Genomic DNA, 15,596 nt, shown 5'->3' on the forward strand with positions numbered 1-15,596 from the left:
CCATGAGCCACACCACCGAAACCCTCGACGGCTTCCGCATCGAGATCGACGCCGACGCCCAGCGCGGGGACATCGTCCTCGACCGCGGCCCCTTCAACACCATCAGCATGGAGCAGCGCGATGCGCTGCGCCTGGCGTTCGAGCAGCTCGATGCCGACGCGCGCGTGCGGGTGATCGTGCTGCGCGCCGAAGGCGAGCACTTCTCCTCCGGCGGCTACATCATGGGCTTCCTGGAAGCCTCGCCCGAGCACGTCTCGCACCTGGCCTGGAACATCGCCGCGCCGGCGCGCGCGCGCAAGCCGGTGATCGCGGCCAACCGCGGCTACACCTTCGGGGTGGGCTTCGAGATTTCGCTGGCCTGCGATTTCCGCCTGGTGTCCGAGACGGTGGAATACGCGCTGCCGGAGCAGAAGCTGGGACAGATCCCGGGCTCGGGCGGCTCGGCGCGCCTGCAGAAGATCGTCGGCATCACCCGCACCAAGGACATCGTCATGCGCTCCAAGCGCATCAAGGCGCAGCAGGCCTACGACTGGGGCATCGCCACCGAGCTGGTCGCCGATAGCGAGCTGGAAGCAGCTACCGCGGCGCTGGTCAGGGAGCTGGTCGGCTTCTCGCCGCTGGCCCAGCGCACGGCCAAGAAGCTGCTCAACGACACCGAGGACGCCTCGCTGTCCACGGCGATCGAGCTGGAAGGCCACTGCTACAGCCGCCTGCGCAGCTCGGACGACTTCCGCGAGGGCGTGGAGGCCTTCCACGCCAAGCGCAAGCCCAATTTCCAGGGCAGCTGATCGTCGGCAAGCAAGGCAGGGACATGACGCGGGCGCCAGGCCCGGGTCATGCGTTGACGCGCTCGCGCGCGGGCGGGGTGGTGCGGACATGGGTGGGCGCGGGCGATGCAGATGTTCGATGAGGTGGTGATCGGCGGCGGCTCGGCCGGCTGCGTGCTGGCGCACCGGCTCTCGGCCGATCCGAAACGACGCGTGCTGTTGATCGAGGCCGGCATGGACACCCCGCCCGGGCAGGTGCCGGCCGCGTTGCTGGACAGCTATCCGATGGCGCTGTTCGAAGGCGAGCGCTACATCTGGTCGGGCCTGCGCGCTGCGACCACGCGCGGGGCCGATGGGCGCAGGCTCGCGCGCGCGTACGAGCAGGGCCGGGTGATGGGCGGTGGTTCGTCGATCAATGTGCAGGCGGCCAACCGCGGCCTGCCGCGCGACTACGACGCCTGGGCCGCGCTGGGCGCGCGCGGCTGGGACTGGGACAGCGTGCTGCCGTACTTCCGCAGGCTGGAACGCGACCTGGATTGCGCCGGCCCGCTGCATGGCCAGGACGGGCCGATTCCGATCCGGCGCATCACGCCGGCGCAGTTCCCGCCCTACGCCCGGGCCGTGGCGCAGGCCCTGTCCGGCAGTGGGCTGACGATGCGGCTGGACCAGAACGGCGATTTCGAGGACGGGCTGTTTCCGCCGGCGTTTTCCAACGAGGGTGACCGGCGCGTGTCCACCGCCACCGGCTACCTGGACGCGGCCACGCGCGCCCGCCCGAACCTGCGCATCCTGGCCGATACCCAGGTGGTGGGGCTGCAACGCGACGGGCGCCGCATCACCGGCGTTGCGATCGAGCGCGGCGGCGAGCGCGAGCATGTGCACGCCGGACGAGTCGCGGTGACCGCCGGTGCGCTGCAATCGCCGGCCCTGCTGATGCGCGCCGGCATCGGCGATGGACGGGCGCTGTCGGCGCTGGGCATCGAGGTGGCGGTGGACCTGCCCGGGGTCGGGCGCAACCTGCGCGACCATCCCGCGCTCACCCTGTGCCAGTACCTGCCGCGTGCGTTGCGGCTGCCGGCCAGCTATCGGCGCGCCAGCTTCGTGGCCATGCGCTACAGCTCGGGAGTCGACGGCGGCAGCGTCTCGGACATGTATCTGACCGCCTCGGCCCGCGCCGGCTGGCATGCGCTGGGGCAGCGCCTGGGCCTGTTCTTCCTGTGGTGCAACCAGCCGCAGTCGCACGGCAGCGTCCAGCTGGTGTCGGCCGCGCCGCAGGACTACCCGAAGGTGGATCTCAACCTGCTGTCCACGCCCGCCGACCTGCAGCGGATGCTGCATGGGGTGCGGCAGCTGGTGCGTCTGGCCGTGTGCGAGGCGCTCAATCCCAATCCCGATGACCTGTTCCCGGCGGGCTTTACGCCCGCGATCAAGCGGCTCAGTGCGGTCACGCGCCGGAACGCGCTGCTGACGCAGGCGCTGGGCGCGTTGCTGGATGTGCCGGCGGCGGTGCGCGGGCCGGTGCTGCAGCGCTTCATGAACGGTGGGCGCTCGCTGGCGGCGGTGCTGGCCGATGAGGCGCAGCTGGAGGCGTTCGTGCGGGCGAACGTATTCGGGGTGTGGCACGCCAGTGGGACGTGTCGGATGGGAGGGGTGGGGGATCCGGGGGCGGTGGTGGATCCGTCCGGTCGGGTGATCGGGATGGAGAACCTGTATGTGGCCGATGCGTCGGTGATGCCGCGGTTGCCGTCGGCCAATACCAATATTCCGACGATCATGGTGGCGGAGAAGATCGCGGAGGGGATGCTGCGCGCCTGAGGCTTGTCGCGTCTAGCTAGCCATAGACTTTGTGCGTTGGCTGGTTCGTTTTCTTCGCCTTCTTCTGACCGTTGCGTGCGATGCAGGGTTGGTGAAAGGAAAGATCAAGGGCTTTCGTGCGGCTTCGCCGCCCGACTTACTTTCTTTGCTCGTGCAAAGAAAGGTAAGCAAAGAAACACGCCCCTGGCGGTCGGCTTTTCGCTGCGCGAAAAGTCCGCGGCGGCCGCCGGAATTTTTGGAAGGGACATCCATGTCCCTTCCAAAAACGACGCGCGTCCTGCGCGTCGCCCTTCGGGTTTGACCGTCGGCCTCCGCCCGACCTCAAGGGGGAGTAGGTCTAAAGCCACAGCAAAAGCAACATCAAGAGCAGAAGCAGAAGCAGAAGCAGAAGCAGAAGCAGAGGCAGAGGCAGAGGCAGAGGCAGAGGCAGAAGCAAAAGCAAAAGCAAGGTAAGGGACGGGCTTGCTTTACTTTGGTGGGAGAACACGAAGATCTTTGCTTGGGGTTAGCCTGTTGCCTCGCGCTGACTAGGACCGTTTTTAGTCACAGAATCGCGCAGTTAGCCTTCCCGTCCAGCTGTTTTCAACTTCGACGTTTGCACTGGCCACGCCATAGCTTTGACTCTGGCCTGGCGCTGACCTTGGTTTTAGCAGTCACCGTCACGGTGATCGTTGCTGTTGCTGTTGCTGTTGCTGTTGCCGTTGCTGTTGCTGTTGCTCTGGCTCTAGAACTTCAAACCCCCGTGAGGCACGGCGGAGGGGCGAGGACAAGACCCGCAGGGCGCCGTGCATGGATGCACGGCGTTTTCCGAAGGGACATGGATGTCCCTTCGGAAAATCCCTCGGCCCGCAGCGGACCCGCGAAGCGGGCGTGCCGCCCGGGGCGTGTTTCTTCGCTTACCTTTCTTTGCACGAGCAAAGAAAGTAAGTCGGGCGGCGAAGCCGCACGAAAGCCCTTGCTCTTAGCCAAGTCCCCGAACCAACCCGACAAGCGTAGGTCGCACGGCCGAAGCCGTGCGACAGCTTTCGCGATGATCGAACCTCGGCAAAACCAAGAACCGTTCAAAGAGGATAAGACGAAGCCTTTCGCCACCATCCGCAAGCAGCGCCGATCACAACGGCGCGGCAACGACCACGTGCTCGCTATTGCTCCTCGCCCACCGCCACATCACTTCCCTGCCGCCAACGCCTCACCTTCCCCGTCTCGATCTCGAACAGATCCAACACCCGCCCCACCGTGTGATCCACCATCGCATCGATCGAATCCGGCCGCGCATAGAACGCCGGCACCGGCGGGGCGATGATCGCGCCCATCTCCGACAGCTGCGTCATGCTGCGCAGATGGCCGGTGTGCAGCGGCGTCTCGCGCACCATCAGCACCAGGCGGCGGCGCTCCTTCAGCACCACATCGGCCGCGCGCGTGAGCAGGCTAGAGGTCACCCCGGTGGCGATCTCGGACATCGAGCGCATCGAGCACGGCGCGATGATCATGCCGCGCGTGCGGAAGGAACCAGAGGAGATCGCCGCGGCGATATCGTGATGCGCATGCACCGTGGTCGCCAGCGCCTTGACCTCGGCGATCTTCAGGTCGGTCTCATGGGCGATGGTGATCTCGGCCGACTTGGACATCACCAGGTGCGAGGGGATCTGCAGCGCGCGCAGCATCTCCAGCAGGCGCACGCCGTAAATCACGCCACTGGCGCCGGAGATGCCGACGATCAGTGGCGGGTTGTGCTGCGGGTCTGCACGCATCGGCGGGTCTCCGGCGTCGGCCATCACGGGGCAGCGCCGGCCACGCCCGGCGCCTGGTAGATGTGCTTGAGTTCGGTGAAGTCGGCCAGCGCGTCGTAGCCGTGCAGGCGGCCCAGGCCGCTCTGCCGATACCCGCCGGTCTCCACCTCGGGCAACAGCTTGTTGTGCGCGTTGATCCACACCGTGCCATTGCGCAGGGCGCGGGCCACGCGCAGGGCGCGCGCGCCGTCATGGGTCCAGACGCTGGCCGACAGGCCGAACACGGTGTGGTTGGCGCGGGCGATGGCCTCGGCTTCGTCCTCGAAGGATTCCAGCACCAGGAAGGGGCCGAAGATCTCCTCCTGCACGAAGTCCGCGCCGCTGTCGCGGTGATAGACCAGCGCCGGCTTGAGGAACGCACCTTGCGCCAGTTCGCCATCGGGCACGCCGCCACGCAGCAGCACCTCGTCGGCCTGCGCGCAGGCCTGCGCCACCTGCGCGGCCACCGCATCGCGCGAACGCCGGTCGATCAGCGGGCCGACCTGCGAGGCCGGGTCGATGCCCGGACCCAGGCGCAGCGCGTCCAGCGCCCCGGCCAGGGCCCGCTTCATCTGGCCCAACCTGCTCGCATGCACCAGCACCCGGCGCGCGGCCGTGCACTGCTGGCCGGAGATGATGGTCGCCGCCTGGGCCAGGCGCGGCGCCACCGCGCCGATGTCGGCATCGGCGAACACCAGGCAGGCCGAGTTGCCGCCCAGCTCCAGGGACAGCTTCTTCATGCTGTCGGCGGCGCTGCGCATGATGGTCTTGCCCACTGCGGTCGAGCCGGTGAAGCAGATCGCATCGACCTCGTGCGAGCTCGCCAGCAGCGCGGCACCGGCGCTGCCGGCTTCACTGAAGACGTTGACCACCCCGGGCGGCAACTGCGGGTGCTGCAACAGCGGGGCCAGCAGGGCGGCGTTGAACAAGGTGGTCTGCGCGGCAGGCTTGACCACCACCGTGCAGCCGGCGGCCAACGCCGGACCCAGCGCGCGCACCAGCAGCACGGCCGGGGCGTTCCACGGCACGATGATGCCGGCCACGCCGGCCGGCTCGCGCAGCACGGTGGACAGCACGCCCGGCTCGGGCTCGAGCACGTGGCCGGGAATGTGGCGGGCCAGGCCGGCGTAGTACTCCACTTCGGAGATCGCGCCAGCGATCTCTCCGCGCGCTTGCGCGATGACCTTGCCGTTCTCGCGCGTCAGCAGCTCGGCCAGCGCGCCGGCCTGGGCCTGCAAGGCTGCCGCCCAGTCCAGCAGCACGCGCTGGCGCAGGCGTGGCGAGGCGGCCCATGCGCTGCGGTCGAAGGCGCGCCGGGCCGCGGCGATGGCCGCCTGCGCCTCGGTTGCGCCGCCATCGGCGAGGTGGCCCAGCACCTGGCCGTTGGCCGGATCCTCGCTGGGCAGGCTGGCCGTGCCGGTGGCGGCGCCGTCGATCCAGTGCGTGGTGGAGAGCGTGGTCACGTGTGTCGATCCTGTGCGCATGGGGCACGACGATCGGTCACGCCGTCGGCGCCAGGGCCGACCGCACCGGCGCGACAGGCCGGAGCGCGCTCCGGTGCCGTGCCGCCCTCCCGACCGCCGCACCCGGTGAAAGGCGGCGGCGACGCGCCCGCGGTCGGCGCGCCACTCCCAGCGCCGACGCTAGCGCGGGCTTTCGATCAAATCCAATAATCAGTCCTTATGTTTCTTATCAGGTCGGATGATGATTGGATCCAGTGCCGCGCGCGCCTGGTGCAGGGCCTGGCGCAGGCGCTCGACCAGCAGGGTGGCTGCCGGCCCCAGCGGATGGCGGGCCTGGTGGACCACCACCAGGTGCCTGGCGATGCGCGAGCGCCCGATGGAATAGGCCTTCAGGGTGCCGTCCAGCAGCTGGCGATGCACCGCGATGCTGGGCAGCACGGTGAACCAGTCCCCGCGCGCGACCAGGTCGGCGATGGAATCGGTGGAGTCCATTTCCAGTTGCGGTTCCAGCTCGGCGTCCAGGCCGGCCATGTGCCGGTCCAGCTCGGCGCGCAGGCCATGGCGCTTGGACGGCAGCACCAGCTTGAGCCGGGTCACGTCGGCCAGCGAGCGGATCGCTGGCGGCGGGTTGTCGCGCGGGCCTACCAGCACCATTTCCTCCTCCAGTAGCGGGATGGTCTCCAGGCCCAGGCGGCGTGCCGGCCGGTTGATCACCGCCAGGTCCAGGCGACCGGCGTTGACCCATTCGATGAAGGTCTGCGAATAGCCATCGGCGATGGAGATCTCCACGTCCGGGTAGTCGCGGCAGAACGCCATCAGCACGCCCGGCACCACGCTGCGGGTCACCGAGGACAGCACACCGATGGACACCTGGCCGGAGATGGTCCCGGACAGGTTGGCCATGTGCGTCATCGCCGCGGCCAGGTCGCGCTGGATCGGCGTCACCAGCCTGTGCAGGGTGCGCCCGGCCGAGGTCGGCACCATGCGCTTGGGCGTGCGCTCGAACAGCTTCTGCTCCAGCTCGCGTTCCAGCTTGGCGATCTGCATGGACAAGGCCGGCTGCACCACGTTCATGCGCGCCGCGGCGCGGGTCACGCTGCCTTCCTCGTACAGCGCGAGGAAATAGTTGATCTGGCGGAGGTCCATCGTGCTCCCGTGCCTTGGCCAGTGTCAGAAAAGTTGATCGATCATATCTAAATTCATTATTTGGATTTATCGGTGACCTGCGTGAGGCTCGCTTGGCAGCGTTGCAGGTGCGCCATGCGGATGTTCGATCCGCCGCGTGCCTCCACGACCCTGACGCCGATGCTCCCAGGTGGCTCCGAATCCTCGGAAGACGACGCCGGATGTCGGTGCGACAACCCGACGTTCATTCGTTTCCGAGGAGGGGAATCATGAGCGATGACACCACGCCGGCCAGCGGGTCGGTGGGCAACCCTGCGCCGATTCCGCCGCGCAAGGTGCTGCTGGCCGCGTTCGCTTCCACCTTCGGCTGGGCGCTGGACCTGTTCGACCTGTTCCTGCTGCTGTACGTGGCCCCGATCGTGGGCCGGCTGTTCTTCCCCTCGCACACCCCGACCCTGTCCCTGGCCGCGGTCTATGCCTCCTTTGCGGTGGCGCTGCTGGTGCGCCCGCTGGGCTCTGCGGTGTTCGGCACCTATGCCGACCGCAAGGGTCGCAAGTTGGCGCTGATGGTGGCCATGGTGGGCGTGGGCCTTGCCACCGCCGGCTTCGGCCTGCTGCCGACGATCGAGCAGGTGGGCATCCTGGCGCCCATCCTGTTCCTGGTCCTGCGCGTGGTGCAGGGGCTGTTCGTCGGCGGCATCGTCGCCTCCACCCACACCATCGGCACCGAGTCGATCCCGCCGCAATACCGCGGCCTGGTCTCCGGCCTGGTCGGCGGTGCCGGTGCCGGCATTGGTGCGCTGATGGCGTCCTTCGCCTACTTCGTGCTGTCCGGGATCTTTCCCGATGACCAGTTCGACCAGTGGGGCTGGCGCTTCATGTTCTTCACCGGCCTGATCAGCACCGTGTTCGGCCTGATCATGTTCAAGTTCCTGGAGGAATCGCCGGTCTGGAAGCAACTGCAGCAGGCCAAGGCGAGCAAGCCGGCGGTGGTGCAGAAGGTCTCGCCAGTGCGTCGGCTGTTCGGGCCGGAGTATCGCAAGGTGATGCTGGTCAACCTGCTGATCACCTTCGGCGGTGGCGCCACCTACTACCTCACCTCCGGCTACCTGCCCACGCTGCTCAACCTGGTGGCCAAGGTGCCGCACGGGGAGACCTCGCGCATCCTGATGTGGGGCTCGGTGGCGGTCATCGTCAGCTCGCTGCTGTTCGGCTGGCTCAGCGACAAGCTCGGCCGCAAGCCCAGTTTCATCGCCGCCGGCCTGGCCGCGCTGATCGGCCTGCCGCTGCTGTTCAACGCGGTGAGCGGCGCGGCCGGCGAGGTCGATGCGGTGCTGTGGTACGCCATCGCTATCTCGCTGATCGGCGGGGCGGCCATCGCGCCGATCATGATCTTCCTCAACGAGCGCTTCGGCACCGACATCCGCGCCAGCGGCACCGGCCTGAGCTGGAACATCGGCTTCGCCCTGGGCGGCACCATGCCGACCTTCGTTTCGCTGGCCGCCGCCACGCCGGCGCAGATCCCGATGGTGCTGGCGGTGTTCGGTGGCGTGCTGGGCCTGATGTACCTGATCGGCGCGCTGGTCATCCCCGAAACCCGCGGCCGCTCGCTGTAGGCGTGGGCGCTGCCGCCTGGCATCGCCCGCATCCGGTTTCGTCCCAGGGCCGCTGGCAGCGGCGGCCCAAGGGCCACCTTGCGCCGGCACACGGCGCGCTGACCCCAACGGAGCATTGCATGGCTGATTCCTCTCCTTCCCCCGCCATCGGTACAGGCGCGCTGTCGCTGCGCCAATGGCTGGACCGCCTGTCCGCGCGCGGCGATCTGGCCATCGCCCGCGATGGCCTCAAGCTCAGGCACGAGATCGCCGCGGTGGCCAAGAAGCTCGACGGCAAGCAGGCCACCTTCTTCCCCGATCCCGATGGCGCCCATGCGATCCCGGTGGTCTCGGGCATTGTTTCGGACCGTGGCTGGATGGCCGAGGCGCTGGGCGTGGAGCAGGATGGGCTGCTGGCGCACTTCCAGCATGCGGCGCGTCACCCCATTGCCTGCGAGGAAGTCCCACAGGCGCAGGCCCCGGCGCAGGAGGTCGTGCACACCGAGGTCGACCTGCTCAGGCAGCTGCCCATCCCCACCCACAACGAGCACGATTCCGGCGCCTACATCACCGCCGGCCTGCTGATCTCGCGCAGCCCGGAAAGCGGCATCCAGAACGTGGCCATCCACCGCTGCCAGATCAGCGGGAAGAACCGCATCGGCGTGCTGCTGCTGCCGCGCCATACCGATCACTACTACCGCATGGCCGAAAAGCAGGGCAAGCCCCTGCAGATGGCCATCGCCATCGGCGTGGACCCGGCCACGCTGCTGTCCTCGCAAGCCATCGTGCCGGTGGACTACGACGAGCTGGAAATCGCCGGTGCCCTGCATGGCAAGCCGTTGCAGGTGGTCAAGTGCACCACCAACGAGGTGCGCGTGCCGGCCGATGCGGAGATCGTCATCGAAGGCCGCCTGCTGGCGGACGAGCGCGAGGAGGAAGGCCCGTTCGGCGAGTTCCCGCAGTACTACGGCGAGCGCGCGCGCCGCCACGTGATCGAGGTCGATGCCATCACCCATCGCCACGGCGCGCTGTTCCACACCATCGTCGGTGGCGGCCTGGAACACCTGCTGCTGGGCGCGATCCCGCGCGAGGCCACCATCCTCAACACCCTGCAGGGCAGTTTTCCAGGGGTGAAGGACGTGCACCTGGCGCTGGGCGGGGTGGGCCGTTACCACCTGTACGTCAAGCTGGACAAGCGCCAGAACGGGGAGGGCAAGAACGTCATCCTCGGTGCCTTCGCCGCGCACTACGACATCAAGCATGTGGTGGTGGTGGACACCGATGTGGACATCCACGACCCGCAGGAAGTGGAGTGGGCCGTGTCCACGCGCTTCCAGGCCGATCGCGACCTGGTGGTCATCGCGCACAGCCAGGGCTCCAAGCTCGATCCGTCCACCGAGGATGGCGTGGGCGCCAAGATGGGCCTGGACGCCACCATCCCGGTCGATGCGCCGGAAATGAAGTACAAGCGCATCCGCATCCCCGGGGAAGACGCCCTGGACCTGGACGCGCTGCTCACCACGGCACGCGACTGGCGCCAGGCAGGCCAGCGCGCGGCATGAACGTCCTTGGGAGGGGGCAGGCCATGTACATCAAGACCATCGCCTCGGCGATGACCCTGGCGCTGGTGATGGCGCCCGGCGCCCGGGCACAGACCAAGCCGCGCCAGGACGAAGGCTATCCGCTGGCCGGGCAGGGCCTGGGCGGCAAGACCGGGCCGGACACTTGGATGTCGCGCTGGGCCGAGGACTGGTCCTTTCTGCGCGATCCAGGCAAGCGCAAGCACGCGCTGGACGCGCTGAAGTACGTGCCGCTGGACGAGGGCGGCCAGACGTACCTGAGTTTCAGCATGGAGCAGCGCCTGCGTGGGGACTACTACAGCGCCATCGGCCTGCGCGAGGGCGCGCCTTCGCAGGCGCCAGAGATGTACCGCCTGTTCGTCGGTGCCGACCTGCACGTGGGCGAGCACTTCCGCGCCTTCACCGAACTGGCGCATGCCAGCATCAATGGCCATGGCGTCACCACCCGCGCGCCGGCGCAGGAGGACAAGGCCCGCGTGCAGCAGGCGTTCTTCGATGTGGCCGGCAAGTGGAACGGTGCCGATGTCGGCGTGCGCGTGGGCCGGCAGGATTTCCAGGACGGCCCGCAGTGGCTAATGACCACGCGCGAGAACGCCAACATGCACTTCACCCTGGACGGCGTGCGCGCCTGGGCGATGGGCGCGGACAAGCGCATCAGCGTGTACGACTTGCGCTATGTGGCCGAAAGCACCGGCGCCTTCGACGATGGCACCGACGACAGCAGGCGCGTGCGCGGCGTGACCGTGGGTTTGCGCCTGCCGGTGCAAGGGGACATCTATTTCGATCCGTTCTGGATCAACGCCCGCGACCAGGCCAAGCGCTGGGGTGCGCAGGTGGCCAGGGCCGACCGCCACTACGCCGGCGCGCACCTGTACGGCACGCGCGGCGCGCTCACTTTCGATACCGCGGCGATGTACGAATGGGGCGACTTCGGCAGCCGCGATATCCGCGCCTATGGGGCGTATTCCACGTTCCGGTGGGCGCTGTCCAAGGATGGGCTGAGGCCCGCCGTGGGGTTCCATGCCGACATCACCAGCGGCGGGGGCGGCTATGGCACCGGCACCTTGCGCAACGGTAGCCTGCTGTATGGCGCGCTGCCTTATTTCAGCTGGGCCACCTGGTTCGGCGGCGCCAACTACATCGACCTGGCCCCGACCTTCCAGTTCTCGCCCACCGCCACCACCAGCGTGGCGCTGGAGTACCAGCGCATGTGGCGCCAGCGCCAGGACGATGCGGTCTACACCGGTCCGGGCGCGGCCTATGCCGGCACCCAGAATGTGGACGGACGCCACATCGGCGACCTGCTGCGGCTCAACGCCACCTGGCGACCGCATCGCTACGTATCCCTGACCGCGCGCGCCGAGCGCTTCCTGGCCGGCGATGCGATGCAGCGGGCCGGCTACGGCGATGCAACGTTCTTCGGTGGCTGGGTGACTTTCCGGTTTTGATCGGCGTGCACTGATCGGCGTGCGCTGATCGACGTGAGTTGATCGGCCTGCGTAATGCGCGGCTGTCCTGGCCGGGCCGATGAAGGCCCGGTCAGCAGGCCCTGTGCGATCATGTCCGGCCGCCCCCTGAGTCCCCCGCATGGAATGGCTTTCCGACCCGTCGATCTGGATGGGTTTGGCCACCCTGGTGATCCTGGAGATCATCCTAGGGATCGACAACCTGGTCTTCATCGCCATCCTGGCCGACAAGCTGCCGCCGGGACAGCGCGACAAGGCCCGCCTGCTGGGCCTGAGCCTGGCGCTGATCATGCGCCTGGTCCTGCTGGCCACGCTGTCCTGGATCATGAAGCTCACCGCCCCGCTGGTGACGCTGCTGGGACAGTCCTTCTCCGGACGCGACCTGATCCTGCTGGCCGGCGGCGCCTTCCTGCTGTTCAAGGCGACGATGGAGCTGCACGAGCGCCTGGAAGGGGTGGAAGAGCACGACGACGGCAGCAAGCCACGCGCCAGCTTCGCCATGACCGTCACCCAGATCGTCGTGCTCGATGCGGTGTTCTCGCTGGACTCGGTGATCACCGCGGTGGGCATGGTCGACCACCTGGGGGTGATGTTCGCCGCGGTGATCATCGCCATGGCGGTGATGATGCTGGCCAGCAGGCCGCTGACCAACTTCGTCAACCGCCATCCCACGGTGGTGATCCTGTGCCTGGGCTTCCTGCTGATGATCGGCTTCAGCCTGTTGGCCGAGGGCCTGAGCTTCAAGATTCCCAAGGGCTACCTGTACGCGGCCATCGCCTTTTCGGTGCTGATCGAGGCCTTCAACCAGTGGTCGCGCTTCAACCGCGAGCGGCATGCGCGCAAGCTGCCGTTCCGCCAGCGCACCGCCGATGCGGTGCTGCGCCTGCTCGGCACCGCCTCCACGCAGGAGCAGCACGCCGGCGAGGGCGCGGCCGATGCGGCCGAGAGCGAGCAGCTCGAGCCCGCCGAGCAGCACATGATCCGCAGCGTGCTGACCCTGGCCGACCGCCCGGTGACCTCGCTGATGACCGTGCGCGGCGACCTGGACTGGCTGGATTCCCACCGCGACGAAGCCTCGGTGCGCGAGCGCCTGATCGCCTCGCCGCATACGCGCATGCTGGTCTGCGACGGGCAGCTGGATAACCTGCAGGGCGTGGTGCAGAGCCGCGACCTGCTGGCCGCGGTGCTGTCCGGACAGCCGCTGGACCTGGTGGGCGCGGCGCGCGAACCGCTGATCCTGCCCGAGCACACCACCGCCCTGCACGCGCTGGAGCGCATCCGCGAGCATCCCATCCCGCTGGCGGTGATCGTGGACGAGTACGGCGGCATCGAAGGCCTGGTCACGGCCAACGACCTGCTGGCGGCGATCGCCGGCGACCTGGCCGATACCCAGGACGAGGATTTCGGTGCGCGGCGGATCGACGACACCGGCTGGGAAGTCGATGGCGCGATGAGCCTGGAGGAGATCGAACGCGATACCGGGCTGGGCCTGCCGCGTTCGACCAACTACCAGACCCTGTCGGGCCTGTTCCTGCACACGCTGGACCGCCTGCCGCAGGCCGGTGATGTGATCACCCTGCCGGGCGTGCAGGCCGAAGTGCTCAACCTGGAGCGCCGCCGCGTCGGCAAGGCGCACCTGCGCATGCTGCCGGAGCAGTCCCAGGAAGCTTGACCGCCACCACAGTCCGGCATGATCGGCGCGCGCGCTCACGCCATCTGAAGTCCTAGCAGGGCGCGCGTTGCTATGCTCGCCCGCCTCTCCCGGACCGTCGCCTGCTGCAGGCGCTGGCCGGCCATGGAGCATGCGGCACAAGGAGCGCGGGATGAGCAAGTCGTTCGAGCAGGCGTGGATGTCCGCGCGGGTGGCCATGATGTCCGGCGGCCTGCTGATCCTGGCCGGCTGTGGCGGAGGTGGCGGTGGAGGCAGCGGCGCTGCGCCGATCGCGCCGACGGTGCCGCCGCCCACCACCACTCCGCCGATCACCGTGCCCGGCAATCCGCTGCAGATCAGCACGCTGGAAGTGGCCCAGACCCACGTCATGCCCGCCACCGGCCTGAACCTGCAGTCGCGTAACGACGCCAGCAACAATCGCAGCAAGCAGCTGCGCCTGGTCGCCGACCGCGCCGCGCTGCTGATGGTCACGCCGATGACCACCAGCGCCGGCATCCAGGTCCGCGCGCGCCTGAGCGATGGCCGCACCCTCGGCCCAGTGACGCTGTCCACCCCGACGCAGCTGCCGCCCACCGATGGCGGGCGCGCGCCGTACTCCACGCTCAAGTACAGCACGCTGATGCCGCGCGAATGGATTCAACTGGGCAGCACGCTGGAACTGAGCAGCGATGGCTTCACCTCCACGCCGGTCAGCGTGGCGCTGAGCGTGACCCCGGCCAGTGCGCTGAAGCTCTACACCGCGCCGATCTACCTGTTCGGCGCCACCCATGCGCGCTCGGTGGTGCCCGACTACCGCCTTTCCAGCTTCAGCACCGCCGGCTACCCGCTGGACGTGGAGTACCGTGAGAAGCTGCCGATTGCCGCCTTCGCGCAAGCCGTGGCCGCGCCGGTGACGATGGACACCGTCACCATGCCGGCGCGCAACGATGCGCGCTACTGCTACCCGGCCATGTCCTTCGGCAGCTGGGCCGACTACCAGTCGGTGCAGGCCGACACCAACGCGCGCATGCTGGGCCTGGTCGGCGACCTGCACGGCGCGGCGGCCAACCGCGACGACGCGCTGGGGGCCGGCTTCTATGGCTACATCCAGACCCGCATCGCCAGTGGCGCGCAGGTGGCCGCCTCCACCGGTGGCGGGCTGGGCTATGTCGGCGGCGGGGCCTCGGTGTCCGGCGGGGACTACCGGCCAGAAGTGGTGTATTCGGCGATCTTCAATCACGAGATGGGCCACGGCTACAACCTCGGCCATGCCGATGGCGACTACGACAACGGCGACTACCCGTACCCGCTGGGGACCAAGAGCGGCTCGACCTGGGGCTTTGACAGCGTGCGCAACGAGCTGCTGAGCACCCTGCAGCTGCCGGGCAAGCCCTGCGACGGGCGCGTGGTCGATGGCAGCTGCTATGCGCGCACGCCCATGTCCGGCGGCGACGACGATCGCGACATCGCCAGGTACCGCTGGACCAACTTCTCCGATTACCAGGCCGCGACCATGCAGGAGTGGTTCCTGGACAAGCTGATCCCCGATGCCGGCTATGCCGGCGGTTACAAGCGCTGGAACCGCCAGACCGCCGCCTTCGTGGCGCCCGAGGCGCGCCAGCGCTCGCAGTACGGCACCGACGTGCTGCAGCTGAACCAGCCGGTGCAGACCGTGGTGGGGTCGGTCTCGCACTTCGACCTGGCGCCCACCGCCAGCCGCACCTACGTGACTCCCACCTGGACCGGCAACCTGCCGCGGCATTTCGATCCCACCGTACAGGCCGACCTGGACCTGATGCAGACCACCAACCCCGGTGGCTGGGACGACTACTACTGCGTCTACAACGGTTGCGACTACACCATGGTCGCCAGCTACAACGACGGCACCCAGCTGCGGATCCTGATGCCGATCGGCTTCCATGAGTTCAACAGCGCCACGGCGATCAAGCCCGGCGCGCAGGACGTGCTGAGCACGGACAACTTCGCCGGCTATGCGGTCAACCTGCCGACCGGCCGCGGTGGGCTGGCGCGGATCCAGGTCTATCGCACGCCGCTGGGTGCGGGCTTCCATGTGCGCCGCACCGCGATTTCCGCCTCGGCACTGGGCACGGCGCAGTATCCGCTGGTGAACCAGTGGGTGCCGGGCGATGGCAACGGCGGCGGCACGGGCGCGGGCGGCACCACCGCCAGCTTCGCCTCGCGCTGCCAGGCCGGCGCCACGGTGCGTCAGCCGCCGCGCTGAGGCGCAGGGGAAGAGGTTTCTCCTAGCTGCGCCAGCGCGCCGCAACGCGTTGGCGTTCGCCGCCGGCCTCGCCGAGATCGAGCCGAGCGCACATGTCCTGTGGGAGCGGGGGGGGGGCGGGGG

Annotated in this window: 10 protein-coding genes; 7 read left to right on the forward strand and 3 right to left on the reverse strand. The window is 68.4% G+C overall.

The annotated features are described in order from the left end of the window. Positions 1-2 precede the first annotated feature (2 nt). The gene (locus tag EPA99_RS18165) at positions 3-788 is read left to right on the forward strand and encodes an enoyl-CoA hydratase/isomerase family protein (protein WP_129472677.1); all 786 of its coding nucleotides are present in this window, start codon (positions 3-5) and stop codon (positions 786-788) included. Between the two features lie 105 nt (positions 789-893). Then, complete coding sequence (locus tag EPA99_RS18170) at positions 894-2,582, forward strand: GMC family oxidoreductase (RefSeq protein WP_129472678.1); 1,689 nt, start codon at positions 894-896, stop codon at positions 2,580-2,582. Between the two features lie 1,142 nt (positions 2,583-3,724). On the opposite strand, the gene EPA99_RS18180 is transcribed toward EPA99_RS18170, so the two are convergent. The 3 genes from EPA99_RS18180 to EPA99_RS18190 form a co-directional block, all read right to left on the reverse strand. Further along, positions 3,725-4,333: a UbiX family flavin prenyltransferase gene (locus EPA99_RS18180; RefSeq protein ID WP_129472679.1), complete on the reverse strand. Its 609-nt coding sequence runs from the start codon at positions 4,331-4,333 to the stop codon at positions 3,725-3,727. Between the two features lie 23 nt (positions 4,334-4,356). Next, positions 4,357-5,814 carry an aldehyde dehydrogenase family protein gene (locus EPA99_RS18185; RefSeq protein ID WP_206733805.1) on the reverse strand — a complete coding sequence of 486 codons (1,458 nt, stop codon included), beginning with the start codon at positions 5,812-5,814 and terminating at the stop codon, positions 4,357-4,359. A gap of 210 nt (positions 5,815-6,024) precedes the next feature. Next, entirely contained in the window at positions 6,025-6,960 is a 936-nt protein-coding gene (locus tag EPA99_RS18190; protein ID WP_129472681.1) for a LysR family transcriptional regulator, read from the reverse strand. Between the two features lie 248 nt (positions 6,961-7,208). Here EPA99_RS18190 and EPA99_RS18195 point away from each other — a divergent pair, with 248 nt between their 5' ends. The 5 genes from EPA99_RS18195 (at position 7,209) to EPA99_RS18215 (ending at position 15,473) form a co-directional block, all read left to right on the forward strand. Beyond that, positions 7,209-8,555, forward strand: a complete 1,347-nt coding sequence (locus EPA99_RS18195; protein ID WP_129472682.1) for an MFS transporter — start codon at positions 7,209-7,211, stop codon at positions 8,553-8,555. 119 nt (positions 8,556-8,674) lie between these two features. Then, positions 8,675-10,096, forward strand: coding sequence for a UbiD family decarboxylase (locus EPA99_RS18200; protein WP_129472683.1), 1,422 nt, complete (start codon positions 8,675-8,677; stop codon positions 10,094-10,096). Positions 10,097-10,119: 23 nt separating this feature from the next. Further along, on the forward strand, positions 10,120-11,562 hold the full coding sequence (locus tag EPA99_RS18205; RefSeq protein WP_164978705.1) for an alginate export family protein: 1,443 nt from the start codon (positions 10,120-10,122) through the stop codon (positions 11,560-11,562). A gap of 139 nt (positions 11,563-11,701) precedes the next feature. After that, a complete protein-coding gene (locus EPA99_RS18210; RefSeq protein WP_129472685.1) occupies positions 11,702-13,252 on the forward strand; it encodes a TerC family protein in 1,551 nt (516 codons plus the stop codon). Between the two features lie 151 nt (positions 13,253-13,403). Beyond that, positions 13,404-15,473 carry a M66 family metalloprotease gene (locus EPA99_RS18215; protein ID WP_164978706.1) on the forward strand — a complete coding sequence of 690 codons (2,070 nt, stop codon included), beginning with the start codon at positions 13,404-13,406 and terminating at the stop codon, positions 15,471-15,473. Positions 15,474-15,596 lie beyond the last annotated feature (123 nt).

This window comes from Pseudoxanthomonas composti (assembly GCF_004122095.1).
Taxonomy (GTDB): Bacteria; Pseudomonadota; Gammaproteobacteria; order Xanthomonadales; family Xanthomonadaceae; genus Pseudoxanthomonas_A; species Pseudoxanthomonas_A composti.

What these genes read in the sequence shown, in the direction of transcription:
- EPA99_RS18190 (WP_129472681.1), bottom strand. Translation starts at nt 6,960, where the DNA reads ATGGACCTCCGCCAGATCAACTATTTCCTCGCGCTGTACGAGGAAGGC.
- EPA99_RS18205 (WP_164978705.1), top strand. Translation starts at nt 10,120, where the DNA reads ATGTACATCAAGACCATCGCCTCGGCGATGACCCTGGCGCTGGTGATG.
- EPA99_RS18215 (WP_164978706.1), top strand. Translation starts at nt 13,404, where the DNA reads ATGAGCAAGTCGTTCGAGCAGGCGTGGATGTCCGCGCGGGTGGCCATG.
- EPA99_RS18210 (WP_129472685.1), top strand. Translation starts at nt 11,702, where the DNA reads ATGGAATGGCTTTCCGACCCGTCGATCTGGATGGGTTTGGCCACCCTG.
- EPA99_RS18200 (WP_129472683.1), top strand. Translation starts at nt 8,675, where the DNA reads ATGGCTGATTCCTCTCCTTCCCCCGCCATCGGTACAGGCGCGCTGTCG.
- EPA99_RS18195 (WP_129472682.1), top strand. Translation starts at nt 7,209, where the DNA reads ATGAGCGATGACACCACGCCGGCCAGCGGGTCGGTGGGCAACCCTGCG.
- EPA99_RS18165 (WP_129472677.1), top strand. Translation starts at nt 3, where the DNA reads ATGAGCCACACCACCGAAACCCTCGACGGCTTCCGCATCGAGATCGAC.
- EPA99_RS18180 (WP_129472679.1), bottom strand. Translation starts at nt 4,333, where the DNA reads ATGCGTGCAGACCCGCAGCACAACCCGCCACTGATCGTCGGCATCTCC.
- EPA99_RS18170 (WP_129472678.1), top strand. Translation starts at nt 894, where the DNA reads ATGCAGATGTTCGATGAGGTGGTGATCGGCGGCGGCTCGGCCGGCTGC.